The sequence below is a fragment of the Alcaligenes sp. PF14 genome, from assembly GCF_037150615.1.
Lineage (GTDB): Bacteria > Pseudomonadota > Gammaproteobacteria > Burkholderiales > Burkholderiaceae_B > Alcaligenes > Alcaligenes phenolicus.
Genome location: NZ_JBAGRS010000001.1, coordinates 836,926 through 852,874, shown reverse-complemented (window position 1 = coordinate 852,874; position 15,949 = coordinate 836,926). Strand labels below are relative to the sequence as shown.

15 protein-coding genes and 1 tRNA gene are annotated in these 15,949 nt (G+C 55.3%); 7 read left to right on the top strand and 9 right to left on the bottom strand.

Features of this window, described 5'->3' with window-relative positions; translation table 11 throughout:
* Positions 1 to 4 precede the first annotated feature (4 nt).
* The 7 genes from WFM49_RS03940 to WFM49_RS03910 all read right to left on the bottom strand — a co-directional run bounded on the left by WFM49_RS03940 (position 5) and on the right by WFM49_RS03910 (position 7,956).
* A complete protein-coding gene (locus WFM49_RS03940; protein WP_336971766.1) occupies positions 5 to 1,249 on the bottom strand; it encodes an efflux RND transporter periplasmic adaptor subunit in 1,245 nt (414 codons plus the stop codon).
* Between the two features lie 307 nt (positions 1,250 to 1,556).
* A complete protein-coding gene (locus tag WFM49_RS03935; RefSeq protein WP_009457077.1) occupies positions 1,557 to 2,351 on the bottom strand; it encodes an ABC transporter ATP-binding protein in 795 nt (264 codons plus the stop codon).
* Positions 2,351 to 3,247 (bottom strand): ABC transporter permease, encoded by an 897-nt coding sequence (locus WFM49_RS03930; RefSeq protein ID WP_336971764.1) that lies wholly within the window; start codon positions 3,245 to 3,247, stop codon positions 2,351 to 2,353. Before WFM49_RS03930 ends, WFM49_RS03935 begins: the two co-directional genes overlap by 1 nt.
* 79 nt (positions 3,248 to 3,326) lie before the next feature.
* A complete protein-coding gene (locus WFM49_RS03925) occupies positions 3,327 to 4,295 on the bottom strand; it encodes an ABC transporter substrate-binding protein (protein WP_009457081.1) in 969 nt (322 codons plus the stop codon).
* Positions 4,296 to 4,393: 98 nt separating this feature from the next.
* Positions 4,394 to 5,155, bottom strand: coding sequence for a spermidine synthase (locus WFM49_RS03920; protein ID WP_336971762.1), 762 nt, complete (start codon positions 5,153 to 5,155; stop codon positions 4,394 to 4,396).
* Between the two features lie 186 nt (positions 5,156 to 5,341).
* The gene (bktB, locus tag WFM49_RS03915; protein WP_009457084.1) at positions 5,342 to 6,514 is read right to left on the bottom strand and encodes a beta-ketothiolase BktB; all 1,173 of its coding nucleotides are present in this window, start codon (positions 6,512 to 6,514) and stop codon (positions 5,342 to 5,344) included.
* A 260-nt stretch (positions 6,515 to 6,774) separates the two neighbouring features.
* On the bottom strand, positions 6,775 to 7,956 hold the full coding sequence (locus WFM49_RS03910; RefSeq protein ID WP_009457088.1) for an acetyl-CoA C-acyltransferase family protein: 1,182 nt from the start codon (positions 7,954 to 7,956) through the stop codon (positions 6,775 to 6,777).
* A gap of 193 nt (positions 7,957 to 8,149) precedes the next feature.
* Here WFM49_RS03910 and WFM49_RS03905 point away from each other — a divergent pair, with 193 nt between their 5' ends.
* Entirely contained in the window at positions 8,150 to 8,611 is a 462-nt protein-coding gene (locus WFM49_RS03905; RefSeq protein ID WP_336971760.1) for a universal stress protein, read from the top strand.
* A 61-nt stretch (positions 8,612 to 8,672) separates the two neighbouring features.
* Entirely contained in the window at positions 8,673 to 9,458 is a 786-nt protein-coding gene (locus WFM49_RS03900) for an isocitrate lyase/PEP mutase family protein (protein WP_336971758.1), read from the top strand.
* 69 nt (positions 9,459 to 9,527) lie between these two features.
* On the opposite strand, the gene WFM49_RS03895 is transcribed toward WFM49_RS03900, so the two are convergent.
* A complete protein-coding gene (locus WFM49_RS03895) occupies positions 9,528 to 9,668 on the bottom strand; it encodes a hypothetical protein (RefSeq protein WP_021446543.1) in 141 nt (46 codons plus the stop codon).
* A gap of 287 nt (positions 9,669 to 9,955) precedes the next feature.
* On the opposite strand from WFM49_RS03895, the gene WFM49_RS03890 reads away from it, so the two are divergent.
* Positions 9,956 to 10,849, top strand: a complete 894-nt coding sequence (locus WFM49_RS03890; RefSeq protein WP_009457094.1) for a LysR family transcriptional regulator — start codon at positions 9,956 to 9,958, stop codon at positions 10,847 to 10,849.
* A 190-nt stretch (positions 10,850 to 11,039) separates the two neighbouring features.
* Here WFM49_RS03890 and WFM49_RS03885 read toward each other — a convergent pair whose 3' ends face one another.
* Entirely contained in the window at positions 11,040 to 13,307 is a 2,268-nt protein-coding gene (locus tag WFM49_RS03885) for an arginine/lysine/ornithine decarboxylase (protein WP_021446542.1), read from the bottom strand.
* A 165-nt stretch (positions 13,308 to 13,472) separates the two neighbouring features.
* Here WFM49_RS03885 and WFM49_RS03880 point away from each other — a divergent pair.
* The 4 genes from WFM49_RS03880 (at position 13,473) to gmk (ending at position 15,920) form a co-directional block, all read left to right on the top strand.
* Positions 13,473 to 13,546 (top strand) — tRNA-Cys (locus WFM49_RS03880).
* Positions 13,547 to 14,110: 564 nt separating this feature from the next.
* Entirely contained in the window at positions 14,111 to 14,893 is a 783-nt protein-coding gene (xth, locus tag WFM49_RS03875; protein WP_336971754.1) for an exodeoxyribonuclease III, read from the top strand.
* A gap of 15 nt (positions 14,894 to 14,908) precedes the next feature.
* A complete protein-coding gene (locus WFM49_RS03870) occupies positions 14,909 to 15,238 on the top strand; it encodes a hypothetical protein (RefSeq protein WP_009457104.1) in 330 nt (109 codons plus the stop codon).
* Positions 15,239 to 15,275: 37 nt separating this feature from the next.
* Positions 15,276 to 15,920 carry a guanylate kinase gene (gmk, locus tag WFM49_RS03865; RefSeq protein WP_021446541.1) on the top strand — a complete coding sequence of 215 codons (645 nt, stop codon included), beginning with the start codon at positions 15,276 to 15,278 and terminating at the stop codon, positions 15,918 to 15,920.
* The last annotated feature ends 29 nt before the right edge of the window (positions 15,921 to 15,949 follow it).

The window sequence follows — 15,949 nt, the reverse complement described above, 5'->3', positions numbered from 1 at the left end:
TCGCTTACTCGCTAGACTTGGCTTCGTTTGGCTCAGCAGCGGCGGCCGGTTCCTGTGCGGGAGCCGCATCAGGAGCAGGTGCAGCGGCTGACTTGTTGCCCTTCCAAGGCATCGTCTGGACAGGGGCACCGGGACGAATCTTCTGGAAGCCTTCGACAATGATCTGGTCGCCAGCTTGCAGGCCTTTGTTGACCACATACTGACCATCGCTCTCAGGTCCCAACACGACAGGTACGGACTGGGCTTTTTCTTCACGAACTACATAAATGTTGGAAGCACCATCCGAGGTGTACTGAACAGCTTGGGCGGGCACCAGCAAGGCATCCGGAATGACGCCTTGTTCCAGACGTACGCGTACGTACATGCCGGGCAAGAGGATTTCGTCAGGATTAGGGAACACGGCACGCAAGGTTACTTGCGAGGTGGATGGATCCACGCTGACACCGCTAAACAGCAAAGCGCCATCCTGATCGTACAGGGAGCCATCTTCCAGAACGGCCTTGGCCTTGGCCTTGGCCTGGCCTTCACCAGCCGACTTCAAGGTGCCATCGGCCATGGCGCGACGCAGCTGCGTCAGTTCAGCAGTGGAACGCGTTACGTCAATATAGACACGGTCCAGTTGCTGCACGGTGGCCATATGGGTGGCGTTGGCGGCGGAAACCAGAGCACCTTCGGTAACCAGGGACTTGCCGATACGGCCCGACACGGGCGACACAATCTTGGTGTAGCCCAGATCAATATTGGCGCTGTCCAGGGTCGCCTGTGCAGCGGCAATGGCGGCATCGGCCTGCATGGCGCGGGCCTTGGCGTTGTCGTAATCCTGGCGGGAAACTGCATTTTCCTTGATCAGACGCTCGTAACGCTGGGCCAACTGCTTGGCACTTTGTGCGTCAGCCTGGGCGTTTTTCAGCTGAGCTGCAGCCTGGTTACGAACTGCACGGTACGGAGCCGGGTCAATGGTAAACAAGAGCTGGTCTTGTTTGACATCAGCGCCCTGCTCAAAGTTGATCTCTTCCACAATCCCGGAAACACGGGCGCGGATTTGTGCATCTTTAATTGCTTCGACTCGTCCAGGCAGCTCGGAGAACAACTCGGTAGAGGTCGGTTGGACGGTAATCACACTGACTGGGACCTTCATCCCGCCGGCCGGAGCTTGAGGCTCTTTGTTGCCGCAAGCGGCGAGCAGAACCAAGGAAGAGAAGGCAGCAATACGAAAAGTCTGCCGACCCAACAAGCTTTGAAATGACATGAAGAACTCCTGAGCTAAGCGTTGCATGGGAGTTTAACGCTTAAACTGACTGGATTGTATGGTTTGGACAAGCAGCAAGTATATGTCGAAAAAGCGCAAATCAAACAGGAAAATTTGCGATGAGACTCATTTCGATCTTGCCATTATTTGGCGACTACGATTAGCCAGCTACCCCCTTGCACCCGCTCCGCTGTCTGCCTATGCCAAAAGAACACGTATTATCATATACCTACGGTTTCTTGAATATAAAAAAACCGCGTTTAACCCTCAGAGTTCACGCGGTTTTCCAAATCCGGGATAGTGCTTCCTAACCTAGCAATAAACTATCGTCGGCTAAAGTCTCGCCCCGAACCCGCTCGAACATCTCCAGCAAATCTCGCACATCCAGGCCTTGACGCTGTTCACCACTGACATCCAGAACCACCTTGCCCTGGTGCAACATGACCGTGCGATCACCCACATCCAGAGCCTGACGCATACTGTGCGTGACCATCATGGTGGTCAGGCCACCTTCACGCACAATCCGATTGGTCAGTTGCAAAACAAAGTCAGCCGTACGCGGGTCCAGTGCCGCCGTATGTTCGTCCAGCAGCAAGATCTTGGAAGGACGCAAGGCCGCCATCAACAGGCTGACGGCCTGACGCTGGCCACCGGACAACAATCCGATGCGGTCTGTCAGACGGTTTTCCAGACCCAGACCCAAGGTTTCCAGACGCTCTGCAAATTCAGCGCGCATGGAGTGACGCACGGCACGGCTCAGACCACGGCGGCTGCCACGGCAGGTGGCCAGCGCCATATTTTCTTCAATGGTCAGATCTTCACAGGTACCGGCCATTGGATCCTGAAACACACGTGCTACCCAATTGGCTCGCTCCCAGACCGGGCGGCGAGTCACGTCTACCTTGTCGATCATGATTTGGCCATCATCAACAGACTGGTCGCCCGAGATCGCATTCAGAAAAGTAGACTTGCCCGCACCGTTGGAACCGATCACGGTCACGAACTGCCCTTCCGGAATGGTCAGGGACAAACCGCGCAAGGCACGGGTTTCAATGGGCGTACCTGGATTAAATGTCAGGGACAGATCTTTTGCTTCTAACATTACTGGGCCCCCTTCTGTTTACGAGCACGCTTTTTCTTGAGCAATGGAATCACCAGCGCCACGGTAACCAGCAAAGCGGTGACCAGGTTCAAGTCCTGCGCTTTCAGGCCGATCACATCGGCATTCAGAGCCAAAGCAATAAAGAAACGGTACAGAATCGCGCCCAGCACCACGGCCAAGGTGGCGTAGAACAGTTTGCGTGCGGGCAAGATGCTTTCACCCACAATCACGGCAGCCAGACCAATCACGATGGTCCCGATACCCATGGAGATATCCGCCCCACCCTGCGATTGTGCAAACAAGGCACCGGCCAAGGCGACCAGGGCATTGGAAATAGCCATGCCCAGCAAAAGCATATTGCCAGTTGCCACACCTTGAGCACGGGCCATACGCGCATTGGCGCCGGTAGCGCGCATGGCCAGGCCAGTTTGCGTACCGAAGAACCAATCCAGCGCCAGTTTGGAAATGATTACCAAACCAATCAGCATCAAGGGACGAGCAATATAGTCAGCGATGGACTCGGGCTGCAGAATCGTGAAGACCGTCGGCTCCATGATCAGGGGCACATTGGGACGGCCCATGATGCGCAGGTTGATGGAATACAAGGCGATCATCATCAGGATACTGGCCAGCAGATCCATGATTTTCAGGCGTACGTTCAACCAGCCAGTAATCGTGCCGGCAATGGCACCAGCAAAAGTGGCCACTACAGTCGCCAGGAAAGGATCATTGCCCTGACTGATCAGGATGGCGGCAACCGCCCCACCCAAAGGAAAACTACCATCGACCGTCAGGTCAGGAAATCGCAGGATGCGAAAAGAAATCAGAACACCCAGAGCAACCAGTCCGAAAATCAGACCAATCTCCAGGGCCCCCCACATTGAATAAATAGACATATTGTTGGACGTCTAGGATACAAAAGAAACAGGCGGGCAGCTTGTGGCAACCCACCTGCAAGAAACAGTCAAATCAGGCTTATTCGACGATTTTTGTTGCGGACTTCACGAAGTCCTCGTTAAGCGAAACGCCTTGGCGCTTGGCAGCGCCCGGATTGACATACAGTTCCAGATTGCTGCTGGTCTCGGAGGCCATATCACCGGGTTTTTCACCCTTCAGAATACGGATGACCTGTTGACCGGTCTGCAGACCCAGGTTGTAGTAGTTCACGCCCAGAGCTGCGATAGCACCACGGGCCACACTGTCGGTGTCCGAAGCGATCAAAGGCACTTTGGCGTCCACGCCCACTTTTACCAGGGACTCGTAGGCCGACACCACGTTATTGTCGGTATTGGTGTAGATCACATCGACCTTGCCCACCAGGCTACGAGCAGCCGCCCCCACGTCCACGGTACGAGGCGCGGTGGCTTCCACCAGCGTCATGCCGTGCTTGGGCAGCAATTCTTTCATTTCTTTAACGACCACGGCGGAGTTGGCTTCGCCAGGGTTGTAAACCATACCCACGCGCTTGGCATCAGGCACGACTTTCTTGATCAGATCAACCTGGGCTTCCAGTGCCAGCGCATCGGACACGCCTGTCACGTTGGTGCCCGACGGTGCCATGCTGGGCACCAGGTGTGCCACCACAGGATCGGTCACGGCCGAATACACCACAGGGATAGTCTTGGTTGCCGACACCACGGCCTGCGCCGAAGGAGTGGAAATGGCCACAATCACGTCAGCCTTGTCACCGACGAATTTACGAGCGATCTGAGCGGCAATCGCCGGATTGCCCTGGGCGGTCTGAAACTGCCATTTGAAGCCGGAGGCTTCGTTATAACCAGCATCGGTCAGCGCTTTGTGTACTCCATCCTTAATGGCGTCCAGAGCCGGATGTTCCACAATCGACGATACCGATACAGATTGCGCATGAACTGCAGCGCCCGACATCAATCCTACACAAGCCAAAGCGGCCGCCACCTGATGCACCGATCTGATCAGTTTCATCCAATACTCCTTAGATGCAAAAAAACGAAAATTTTAGGTGTTTAGTCTAACGCGAACGACAGGACTTTGACCCTTCAGGTAATCCCTGCCCCGCTCCCCTACTGGTCCTGCATCTGGCGACGGAACGAGAGCAGTTCCCTGGCCCAACGTGTAGCCGGCACACCATAATCGGCCTGCACTTGCTCGGCCCGACTCAGCAGCTCTCCGGCCGTCATCTCCAGCGTGCTGCCTTTGAAGGCCAGAACCACCTGATTGCCCTCGTCCATTTCAGGCAAGAGCAATACTTTGCCATTAAAGGCTTCACGAATGTTGTCAATATTATGTTTGAAGCTGGGATGGGCACCAAAAAGATTCACCGTCATGATGCCTTCATCATCCAGAACCGCGCGGCAATCCTGATAGAACTCCAGACTGTCACGTACTGGGCCTTCGGCATGCGCGTCGTACAAGTCCACCATCAAGGCGCGATACTGACTGTGCTGATCGCTATCCTGTACCCAGACACCGGCGTCAGCCTGATCAATCAGAGACCGTGGGCTGCGCGGCAGCCGGAAGAAAGCAGTGCACATGCCAATCACCGACGGATTCCACTCCACCGTCTGTACCTGACTGCTGGTCTGCTTCAGGCAGAAACGCAGCAGGGAACCCGCCCCCAGCCCCAGAATAGCCAGCTTGTGCTCGGGTTTGGGGTCTTCCATAAATAGCAGCCAGGCCATCATTTGTTGTGTGTAGGCCAAGACCAATTCAGCGGGCTTGCGAATACGCATTGCACCTTGAATCCACTCCGTTCCAAAGTGCAGATAACGGATCCCTTCGCTTTCCGACAACGTAGGACTATCGTCCCCCTGCTCACCAGCCATGAAACTCTTCCTTGCAAAGCAGTCAGGCGGCCCGGCTCACACGGGAGCAACGTGGCACCCCACATAATCCTGAACCTGGATATGGCCTGACGACAGAGAAAACAGCGCCGGAAGGCGGCATTGCGCCACTTCCGGCGTTTTTTAGCAAGGCGCCATCATAACAGCGATCACTTGATGGGGAACGGCTCACTGACGTTCGATAATCATGGCTACTCCCTCGCTACCGCCATGACACATGGTGACCAGAGCATACCGCCCCTGGATGCGCTGCAACTCATGCAAGGCCTTGACTACCAGTGCCGCTCCTGTCGCCCCCAAAGGATGCCCCATGCTAATGCTGCCGCCATTTGGATTGACTCGCTCCGGATCAAAATCCAATTCTTTGGCAACGGCGCACACCTGTGCTGCAAACGCCTCATTGGACTCGATCACATCAATATCGGCTACCGTCAGTCCCGCCCGCTTGAGCGCCAAGCGAGTCGATGGCACCGGCCCCATTCCCGCAAATTGAGGATCCACGCCCGCATGCGCCCATGAGCGCAGCTTGCCCAAAGGCTTCAAGCCTTGACGGCGTGCCTGCCCCTCTTCCATCATCAGCACCACCGCCGCCGCATCCGCCAGACCCAAGATATTACCGGCCGTCACCGTCCCCCCGTCGCTCTGGAAAATAGGCTTCAAGGCGGCAAGCTGCTCCAGACTGCCATCATGCCGAACATGCTCATCCTGCTCGAAGATGCTCCCATCGTGGGCCGCCAGCGGGACGATCTGCTCCTTGAAGTACCCATTTTCAATGGCACGAGCCGCTCTACGGTGCGACTCCAGGGCCAACTGATCTTGCTCACAGCGGGACACACCGTATTTTCTGGCGACATTCTCCCCCGTCACCCCCACATGCTCCCGAGTCAGAGGACTGATGAAAATCTCCGACAAGACATCTACCAAGGCCACACTGCCCATGCGACTCCCCCAGCGCTGGCTTGGCGCCAGATAGGGCATTCGACTGGTACTTTCAACACCGCCGGCCAAGGCCACCCGAGCCTCACCCAATACAATCGCTTGCGCTGCCGAAATAATGGCCTGCAAACCGGATGCACATAAACGGTTTACGCTCATCGCGACAGCCTCATGAGCCACTCCCGCTTTCATGGAGGCTGCCCGCGCCATATAGATATCCTGGGGCTCAGTCAGCACCACCTGCCCCATCACCACCTGGTCCACCTCCGAGGCAGCTACTCCACTCCTGCCCAGCGCCTCCTGCATGACTGCCGCCCCCATCTCAATGGGAGGCACATTCCGTAACGAGCCACCAAAGTTACCAAAAGCAGTTCGACAAGCTTGAACCAGGACGACTTCTTGCATATGAATCTCCTTTTATTCCGTTTTATTCCGATGAGAAAAAACAAGGGCTTCATGCTCAGCCACACAAGCCACGCGTTACTTTTAAAACAATTCAATGCAATTGGCTGGATACTTAGGGCCCATTACAAAAACAAACAATCAAGTCGGCGTTTTTATAAGATTTACTTGTATATGCCGAAAAAAAAGCCGGAAAGTGACTCGTAGCACTTCCGGCTTTCCTGCTCTTTAAACGAAGCCTAAAGAGAAATAATCAGCAAGGTTCAAGGGCGCTCGAAAATCGCCGCAATCCCCTGCCCACCACCAATACACATGGTGACCAGCGCGTAACGACCTTGGACACGCTGCAGTTCATGCAAGGCCTTGACTGTAATAGCGGCGCCGGTCGCGCCAATAGGGTGGCCCAGGCTGATACCACTACCATTGGGATTCACACGTGCCGGATCCAGACCCAGTTCACGCACAACTGCGCACGCTTGGGCGGCAAAAGCTTCGTTGGACTCGATCACATCCAGATCCGACACGCTCAAACCGGCGCGCTCCAGTGCCAGACGGCTAGCTGGCACTGGCCCAATACCCATAATGCTGGGATCCACCCCGGCATGCCCCCAGGACACCAGCTTGGCCAAAGGCTTCAGCCCACGCTGGCGAGCTTCTTCCGCGCACATCAGCAAGACAGCGGCTGCACCGTCATTCAGGCCCGAGGCATTACCTGCCGTAACACTGCCGCCGTCAGGCATGAACACAGGTTTCAGGCCGGTAAAGTTTTCCATCGTAGCGTCCAGACGTACGTGCTCGTCCTGATCAAACACGATCTCGCCCTTACGACTTTTCTGGATAATGGGCACGATCTGCTCTTTAAAATAACCTTGCTCGATCGCGCGACGGGCACGCTGGTGCGATTCCAATGCCAGCTCGTCCTGATCGGCTCGGGTCACGCCGTATTGGCGGGCCACATTTTCGGCCGTAATGCCCATATGAACGCGATCAAAAGGATCTGTCAGTGCGCCAGTCATCATGTCCATCATGACCGAGTCCCCCATGCGAGCGCCCCAGCGATGAGCACTGGACATATAAGGCGCACGGCTCATGCTTTCTGCTCCGCCTGCCAAAGCCACCTTGGCATCACCGACCAGAATACCCTGCGCGGCCGACACAATGGCTTGCAGACCAGAACCGCACAAACGGTTGACGTTCATGGCCGGTGTTCCGTGTCCCACGCCCGCCTGCACCGACGCCACACGCGACAAGTACATATCACGTGGTTCGGTCTGAATAACCTGCCCCATCACTACATGCTGAACGTCTGCCGCCGACACGCCACTGCGATCCAGTACTGCGCGCAATACCGTCGCGCCCATCTCGATAGGCGACACGTTCTTCAAAGCACCACCAAAGTCGCCAATCGCGGTACGGCATGCCTGGACTACAACCACTTCTTTCATATGAATCTCCCTCAATCCCGGTGGGATATGATGACCAGCATAAAAAAGCCAAGCTGACAAAAACGTCCACTCGAATATACACGGCTGCCATGGAAAACCATAAAGCAGACACAAAGACCGTAATTCGCAGTATGGTTTGATACCTTACCCACAAGACACGTTCTTGATAACCCTTTTTATAGGATTCCCCCTCATGTACGAGCGTATCCTGGTATGTACCGACGGCTCAGAACTGTCCGCCCACGCTGTCACCCATGCCCTGAATCTGGCAAAGACCAGCGGCGCCAAATTGCTGGCCCTGCGCGTCATCCCGCGCTATCGCCAAAGCTACCTGGAGGGCGGCCCCATTATCGACCAGAAGCTCGATAGCCGTATCGAAGCCTCCTGGGTAGAGCACGCCCAATCCGAGCTGGCCGCCATCAAGCAAGCCGGTAAAGACATTGGTGTCTCGGTCAAGGGCCTGGTGGTGAAGTCCGAACTGGTGGCCGATGCCATTATTTCTACCGCTGAAAAACAGAAAGCTGACCTGATCGTCATGTCCTCGCATGGCCGCAAGGGCTACAAGCGCCTGCTCTTGGGCAGCGAAACCCAGCACGTTCTGACCTACTCGGAAATCCCCGTTCTGGTGATCCGCAAGAAAGCCAAGAAAAAATAAAACGCGGCCAGGCATCAAAACGCAAACTCCGGTTTGCGTTTTTTATTCTCAGGAGTCCCGCATGAACGTCAGCACACAGGAAAAACGACGCCGTTTTCGAGCCTTGCATGAAAGTGGCTTACTGATTTTGCCCAACCCCTGGGACATAGGTGGAGCCAAGCGTCTGGAACGACTGGGTGCACAGGCAATTGCCAGCAGCAGCGCTGCGTTTGCCTGGTCAAAGGGATTGGAAGACTTTGAGGTGGGCCGGGATGCCCTGCTGGCGCATTTGCGAGAGCTGGCGGCCAGCACGAATCTGCCACTGAACGCCGACTTTGAAAATGGCTTTGCCGATGAGCCCGAACAGGTCGCCGAAAACGTCCGCCTGGCCATTGAAACCGGCATTGCAGGCTTATCCATTGAAGATCGCCATGGCGACGAACTGTATGAACTTGAGTTGGCTGTGGCCCGCATACAGGCTGCCAAGCAAGCAATTATCGACAGTGGCGAGGACGTTCTGTTAATAGGACGCAGCGAAGGCCTGCTGATTGACGCGCTGGATCTGGGACAAACCATAACCCGGCTAAAAGCCTTTGCCCAGGCAGGCGCCGATGTGGTCTACGCCCCCGGATTACGCGAGCTGGACGATATTGCCCAAGTGGTCCAGGCACTGGCACCTACGCCCCTCAATGTGCTGCTGATTCATCCGGGACTGAACGTGCCCGATTTGGCCGCCATCGGTGTACGCCGTGTCAGCACAGGGTCACAACTGGCTCTGGCCACCTGGAACCGCTTTGAAGAGGCCAGCCTGCAACTGCTGGAGCAAGGGCATCTGCCGGCCACCCAAGCCCATCGCCGCTGGTCCTGATACAAGACAGGCAGGCATAAAAAAAGCGCAAGCTGCAAGGCTTGCGCTTTTTAACCCTTCAGTCAGAACTTAGCTGTCCTGAGCCTGGTCGCTGGACGCGTCCACTTTGGCTTCCTGATCGGTTTCTACGACTGCTTTCTTGGGAGCCACCCAATTCAGGGGCTCAACCTCAAAGGCCTGTTTACGACGTACTGGTTTCGATTTGCTCACGAATAACTCCTGCTCAATATCGACAGGGGGCGCTGCCCTTAGCGCCCCGATTTCTTTATTATATCAATGATTAGACCACAAATCAATTTTGATCATGATATGGGCGCATTATGAATGCAAATTAGGCGACGTTAGAACAAAATAAAGGCAATTCAAAACAAGGCTTTTTCATAGACAATTCAAGCCAAAATAACTGCCCTGAATACGCGACTGCTCACATAGCCCCCCAGGCACCCTTGAAAACTCATTTTTCACCCATTTGAGTACAACAATAAAGAGACAATGGCATGCACGAATCCCGCCCCACCGATCATCTGGATCGCTCCTTGCGCTGTTTTTTACGCATTGCACAATTAGGCTCGGTCAGCAAAGCAGCTGATGATTTGGGACAAAGCCAATCCAGCCTGAGCAAACAATTAAGCTCGCTGGAACAAAGCCTGGGCCAAACCCTGTTTAACCGTACCGGGCGCGGAGTCAGCCTGAATGATGCGGGCGAGCTGCTGCGCCAAGCAATCGAACCCGCCTATAGCCGTATTGATAGCGCTATCCACGCCGTGCGCCAGGAGCACGGCGTCAATTCAGGCACCGTGAGGCTAGCCACCGTCCATACCCTGAGCTACTACTTCATGTCCGATGTCGCTGCCACTTTCATGAGTTCGCATCCCGGCGTGAATTTGTCCTTATTGGGACGCAGTTCGCCCGAAGTAGTGGCTTTAGTGGAAAGTGGTAAAGCCGATGTGGGGTTTGTGTACGACTCGGCGGTGGACTGTGGCGGCTTGATCTCGCACACCTTGTTTGACGACCAAATGTGCCGCATCTCCGCCAAGCAGGAGCCTTTTCCCAGTGCAGATTTAAGCCACCAGGCCTTGCGCCTGATCGGTTTTCCGCCCCATTACGCCCTGCGCCGCATGATTCACAGCAGCGGCCTGCACCCCGAATTTGTGGCGGAGGTCGAAACCATAGATGCCATGTTGCGACTGGTCGCTTCAGGATTGGGGGACTGTATCTTGCCGAGCCGCATTCCCGACAACCTGCTGAACGAGCACAATCTGCATAAATACCCGATTGAGCAACCTGCCCTGCAACGCCGGGTTGTGGCGATCTTGCGGGCAGACCGTGATCCCCAAGCACTGACTTCACGGCTGCTGGAATGTGCCTTGCGCACAGCACAAAGTCTGTAACAAGCCTCTGCAACACGAACCTGTCACAAAGATTCGTGGCAGATAGACAGCCCATAAAAAACGGGCCTGATGACAGACACTTCAAGTCTGGAAGTCTTTCAGAACCCTGAACATCCCTCATCAGGCCCGCTTGCTTCACTGCTCTACCCAAAGGCCGATGCCCTGCCCCGGCCCTGGATAGCAAACTGCTTTACTGTGCCACGCAGTCCACGTAGTAACGCTTCTGACCGGAGGCATCCACCTCTTCCACAAAACCGTGGATATCCGTACCAAAGCCCGGACACTGGCGATGCAGTTCACGCGAGAACTTCAGGAAATCCACAATCGTCTTGTTAAAGGCTTCACCAGGAATCAGGAGCGGGATACCGGGGGGATAAGGTGTGATCAAGTTGGTGGTCACCCGACCTTCCAGCTGATCAATCTCGACCCGTTCCGTGCGACGCTGCGCAATGCAGGCAAAAGCATCAGCCGGACGCATGACAGGCACTACATCCGACAGGTACATATCGGTCATCAAACGGGCAATGTCATGCTTGGCGTACAACTGGTGCACATGCTGGCACAAATCGCGCAGGCCCATTTCCTCGTAGCAAGGATACTGGCGCGCAAACTGCGGCAGAACACGCCAGACAGGCAAGTTGCGGTCGTAATCGTCCTTGAACTGCTGCAGCGCAGTCACCAGGGAGTTCCAACGGCCCTTGGTAATGCCGATGGTGAACATGATGAAGAAGCTGTACAGGCCAATCTTCTCCACAATCACGCCACGTTGCGCCAGAAACTTGGTCACGATAGAAGCCGGAATGCCGGTTTCACCAAATGTGCCTGTCAGATCCAGGCCGGGGGTAACAATCGTGGCCTTGATCGGATCCAGCATATTGAAGCCATCAGCCAGCGGGCCGAAACCATGCCACTCGCTATGCTCCGCATCGTCCGTAATGATCCAGTCCTCAGGTTTGCCCACACCGTCTTCTGCCAGTGTTGGCGGGCCCCAGACCTTGAACCACCAATCGTCTTCATCAAACTGCGATTCGACCTTGCGCATGGCGCGGCGGAAATCCAGCGCTTCAATAATGCTTTCCTCAACCAGCACACGACCACCGGGTGGCTCCATCATGGCAGCGGCCACGTCGCAAGACGCAATAATCGCGTACTGCGGGCTGGTGCTGGTGTGCATCAGATAGGCTTCATTGAACAAATGACGATCCAGGCTACGGGTGACCGAGTCCTGTGCCAGCACGTGGCTGGCCTGGCTCAAGCCGGCCAGCAGCTTGTGCGTGGACTGGGTGGAGAACACCATGGTTTCCTGCGGGCGCGGACGGTTCTTGCCCATGGCATGGAACTGACCATAGAAAGGATGGAAAGCCGCGTGCGGAATCCAGGCTTCGTCAAAATGCAGCACTTCCACGTAACCATCCACGGCATTCTTGATCACCTGGGTGTCGTAAATAATGCCGTCGTAGGTGGACTGGGTCAGCGTCAGCACACGAGGTTTGACCGTATCGGCATCCAGATGCGAGAGCAAGGGGTGCTTGCGGATCTTCTCACGAATGGTCTCGATATCAAATTCGCTGCGCGCAATCGGGCCAATAATCCCGAAGTGGTTGCGCGTAGGACGCAGAAACACGGGGATAGCCCCCGTCATCACAATGCTGTGCAGGATGGATTTGTGGCAGTTACGGTCCACGACCACCACATCGCCCGGAGCCACGGCATGGTGCCAGACAATCTTGTTGCTGGTGCTGGTGCCGTTGGTTACGAAAAAGCAGTGGTCAGCATTGAAAATACGCGCGGCATTGCGTTCGCTGGCGCCAATGGCCCCGTTGTGATCCAGCAGTTGGCCCAGTTCTTCAACGGCATTGCAGACGTCGGCACGCAGCATGTTTTCACCAAAGAACTGGTGGAAAATCTGCCCGACCGGGCTTTTCAGAAAGGCTACGCCGCCGGAATGACCGGGGCAATGCCATGAATACGAGCCATCCTCGGCGTAATCGAGCAAGGCTTTCAGAAATGGAGGCTTGACGCCTTCCACATAACTGCGCGCTTCACGCACGATGTGGCGCGCCACGAACTCGGGCGTGTCCTCGAACATGTGAATGACGCCTTGCAGCTCGCGCAAGATATCGTTTGGCATATGACGAGCCGTTTTGGTCTCGCCATACACATAGATAGGTACATCGGTATTGCGACGACGCACAGCCCGAATAAAGGCACGCAGATTGACCAGCGCCGGGGCGCTGTCTCCATCTTGCGTGAACTCCTCATCATCGATGGACAAAATAAACGCGCTGGCACGACTTTGCTGCTGGGCAAATTGACTCAGATCGCCATAACTGGTGGTTCCCAACACCTCGAAGCCTTCGGCCTCGATCGCATCTGCTAATACACGAATGCTCAGACCAGACGCATTTTCAGAACGAAAATCCTCATCGATGATCACAATGGGGAATTGATATTGCATGCCATGTCCTTAATACAAGGGAGTGCCGCAGGGGCGGCAAAAAAAGGGAGGGACGTCAGTCGCTTTTGCGCAGCAGATCGTACCGTGTTTCACGTCCCGTCATGTGACACTTGCTTTTCCCTACGTCCTTGGGCATAATTCTACATGTCCCAGGACAAAACAAAAGGCGTGGTGACAGATTGGCTATGTGACGGACTGCAAATCCGTTCAGGTTGGTTCGATTCCAGCACACGCCTCCATCTTGCTTGCATTCAAGACAGACAAAACTGGCCTTCTTTCCGGTTTTGATCACACAGAAAAAGTCGCCATTATGGCGATTTTTTTATTCCCTTTTCCTGCATATCAAATCCTTGTACTACGCGCTGCGGCCAAGCCCTTCCATCGGTTTTGGCCCACCGTTCCAACTTGGCCTGCAATTTAACACAAGCAGGCGCGTGATCTGCGCAAAAAACCCTCTTTTTCGTGCCCTAAAAACATCAATCTGCCCCAAGCGCGCTTTGGGTCTTGCCGCCTGACTTTATGGCTGTTACATGCAGATAGTTTGAGGACAAATTTATTGTCTGAAAATGTCTGTTTTTCACTACGACCTAGAACAAAGCCCAGGCTCATCGGCCATTTTCATCCTGTCGGTGGCGCTGGCTTTAAAACCAGTCCCTGGCTAGCGCTGATATGATGGCGGCATTCGCGCACGCTAAACGCCATCCTGCCCGTTTCCAACACGCTGATGGCCGCCTCTGCACTACCTTTATCGGCAAAGCCCTGTACAAGCGGCTTTCTCTGATTTACCGAGATTGTCTGACACCATGAAACTCACCACCTGGAACGTGAACTCCCTGAACGTCCGTCTTCCCCAAGTTCTGGACTGGCTCAAGGCCAACCCCGTAGACGTGCTGTGTCTGCAAGAGCTCAAACTGCCCGACGAGCGTTTTCCCTTGGAGGCTTTTCAGGAAATGGGTTATCACGCTCACTGGGCGGGTCAGAAAACCTATAACGGCGTGGCCCTGATTTCGCGTGAGCCTGGCGCGGATGTGCAACGCAATCTACCCAACTACGAAGACCCACAACAGCGTTTGCTGGCCGCCACGTACCCCTCGCCTGACGGCCCGGTGCGTGTGATCTGTGCCTACTGCCCCAACGGGCAATCGCTGGAAAGCGAAAAGTACACCTACAAGCTGGAATGGTTTGCCGCCTTGCACGACTGGCTGGAAAAAGAATTGCAGCAGTATCCCCGTCTAGCCATTCTGGGCGACTATAATATTGCCCCAGCCGACCAGGACGTTCACGACCCTGCCAAGTGGGTCGGCGATGTTCTGGTATCCCCACCCGAGCGGGCCGCCTTCGAGCGCTTGCTGGCACTGGGCTTGCACGACGCCTACCGTCTGTTTGAGCAAAGCGGTAGTCCCTTTACCTGGTGGGACTATCGTCGTTTTGCCTTCCGCCGCGATGCGGGGCTGCGTATTGATCACGCCTTGTTGTCCGACGCGCTCAAGGCCCGTTGCACGGCCTGCGATATTGACCGCGAGCCGCGCGCCAATGAGCAGCCCTCGGATCACGCTCCCGTTACCGCTACCTTGTCTTTTAGCTGACACACTCTTTTCATTATGCAAATTCAAAGCCAAATCATCGAGCAGACTGACTCGGCCTATGTGCTTGAGATCACCTTGGAAGAGGAGCACAAGGTCTGGGCCTATCTGGCCATCAGCGAGCCTGATCTGGATGCGGTCGCCCATATTGTCCCGCCCGAGCAATTCGAAGCCGGTGGCGATGTGCACGTGATGGCCATTGCCCAGCCCGAAGATGCCCCGCAGGAAGTGGAAGACGTTTTGTTCTCCATGAACCCCAATGACACGGTGGTCTTTCTGTGCGCGGACCAAGCCAGCATCCTGGCCGTTTTGAATGAGTTTGGGCAAACCGACCCAAGCAGCAATTAATTCTTTTATAAAAATCTACTTCTAGAGTCTGCTCTCCATGTCCACGAGCTATCCTGGCACCGTCTTTATGGTTGTCGCCCCCAGCGGGGCGGGTAAATCCAGTCTGGTCAACGCCCTTCTGGCCAACGATTCCAACATCATGCTGTCCATCTCGGCCACCACACGTGCCCCCCGTCCCGGCGAGAGCGACGGCCAGCACTACTTCTTTGTGGACAAAGCGCGTTTTGAAAACATGGTCGCAGAAAACGCCATGCTGGAATGGGCCAAGGTGCATGACAACTACTACGGCACGCCCCGCGAACCCATTCAGAAAGCCCTGAATGCAGGCCGCGATGTGTTGCTGGAAATTGACTGGCAAGGCGCCCGCCTGGCGCGTGAACATTTCCCCGAAGCCGTCGGCATTTTCATTCTGCCGCCCTCCTTGCCCACCTTGCAGGCCCGTTTGCGCAAACGTGGACAAGATAGCGAAGAGATCATCGCCCGCCGCCTCGAGGCTGCCGAGCACGAAATCGCCCATGTTCATGACTGTCAATATGCTATTATCAATGAGGATTTTGATACGGCATTACAGCAGCTATTGAGTATTGTGCAGGCCAGTCGTTTGCGCACTGCCACTCAGTCAGTACGGCATCGCCAACTCTTTCAACAATTAGGCGCAGATGCCCTGCTGAATCAGGGCTGATCTCCTTCTTATTACTTTTTGATAACAGG

What these genes read in the sequence shown, in the direction of transcription:
- WFM49_RS03940 (WP_336971766.1), bottom strand. Translation starts at nt 1,249, where the DNA reads ATGTCATTTCAAAGCTTGTTGGGTCGGCAGACTTTTCGTATTGCTGCC.
- WFM49_RS03935 (WP_009457077.1), bottom strand. Translation starts at nt 2,351, where the DNA reads ATGTTAGAAGCAAAAGATCTGTCCCTGACATTTAATCCAGGTACGCCC.
- WFM49_RS03930 (WP_336971764.1), bottom strand. Translation starts at nt 3,247, where the DNA reads ATGTCTATTTATTCAATGTGGGGGGCCCTGGAGATTGGTCTGATTTTC.
- WFM49_RS03925 (WP_009457081.1), bottom strand. Translation starts at nt 4,295, where the DNA reads ATGAAACTGATCAGATCGGTGCATCAGGTGGCGGCCGCTTTGGCTTGT.
- WFM49_RS03920 (WP_336971762.1), bottom strand. Translation starts at nt 5,155, where the DNA reads ATGGCTGGTGAGCAGGGGGACGATAGTCCTACGTTGTCGGAAAGCGAA.
- bktB (WP_009457084.1), bottom strand. Translation starts at nt 6,514, where the DNA reads ATGCAAGAAGTCGTCCTGGTTCAAGCTTGTCGAACTGCTTTTGGTAAC.
- WFM49_RS03910 (WP_009457088.1), bottom strand. Translation starts at nt 7,956, where the DNA reads ATGAAAGAAGTGGTTGTAGTCCAGGCATGCCGTACCGCGATTGGCGAC.
- WFM49_RS03905 (WP_336971760.1), top strand. Translation starts at nt 8,150, where the DNA reads ATGTACGAGCGTATCCTGGTATGTACCGACGGCTCAGAACTGTCCGCC.
- WFM49_RS03900 (WP_336971758.1), top strand. Translation starts at nt 8,673, where the DNA reads ATGAACGTCAGCACACAGGAAAAACGACGCCGTTTTCGAGCCTTGCAT.
- WFM49_RS03890 (WP_009457094.1), top strand. Translation starts at nt 9,956, where the DNA reads ATGCACGAATCCCGCCCCACCGATCATCTGGATCGCTCCTTGCGCTGT.
- WFM49_RS03885 (WP_021446542.1), bottom strand. Translation starts at nt 13,307, where the DNA reads ATGCAATATCAATTCCCCATTGTGATCATCGATGAGGATTTTCGTTCT.
- xth (WP_336971754.1), top strand. Translation starts at nt 14,111, where the DNA reads ATGAAACTCACCACCTGGAACGTGAACTCCCTGAACGTCCGTCTTCCC.
- WFM49_RS03870 (WP_009457104.1), top strand. Translation starts at nt 14,909, where the DNA reads ATGCAAATTCAAAGCCAAATCATCGAGCAGACTGACTCGGCCTATGTG.
- gmk (WP_021446541.1), top strand. Translation starts at nt 15,276, where the DNA reads ATGTCCACGAGCTATCCTGGCACCGTCTTTATGGTTGTCGCCCCCAGC.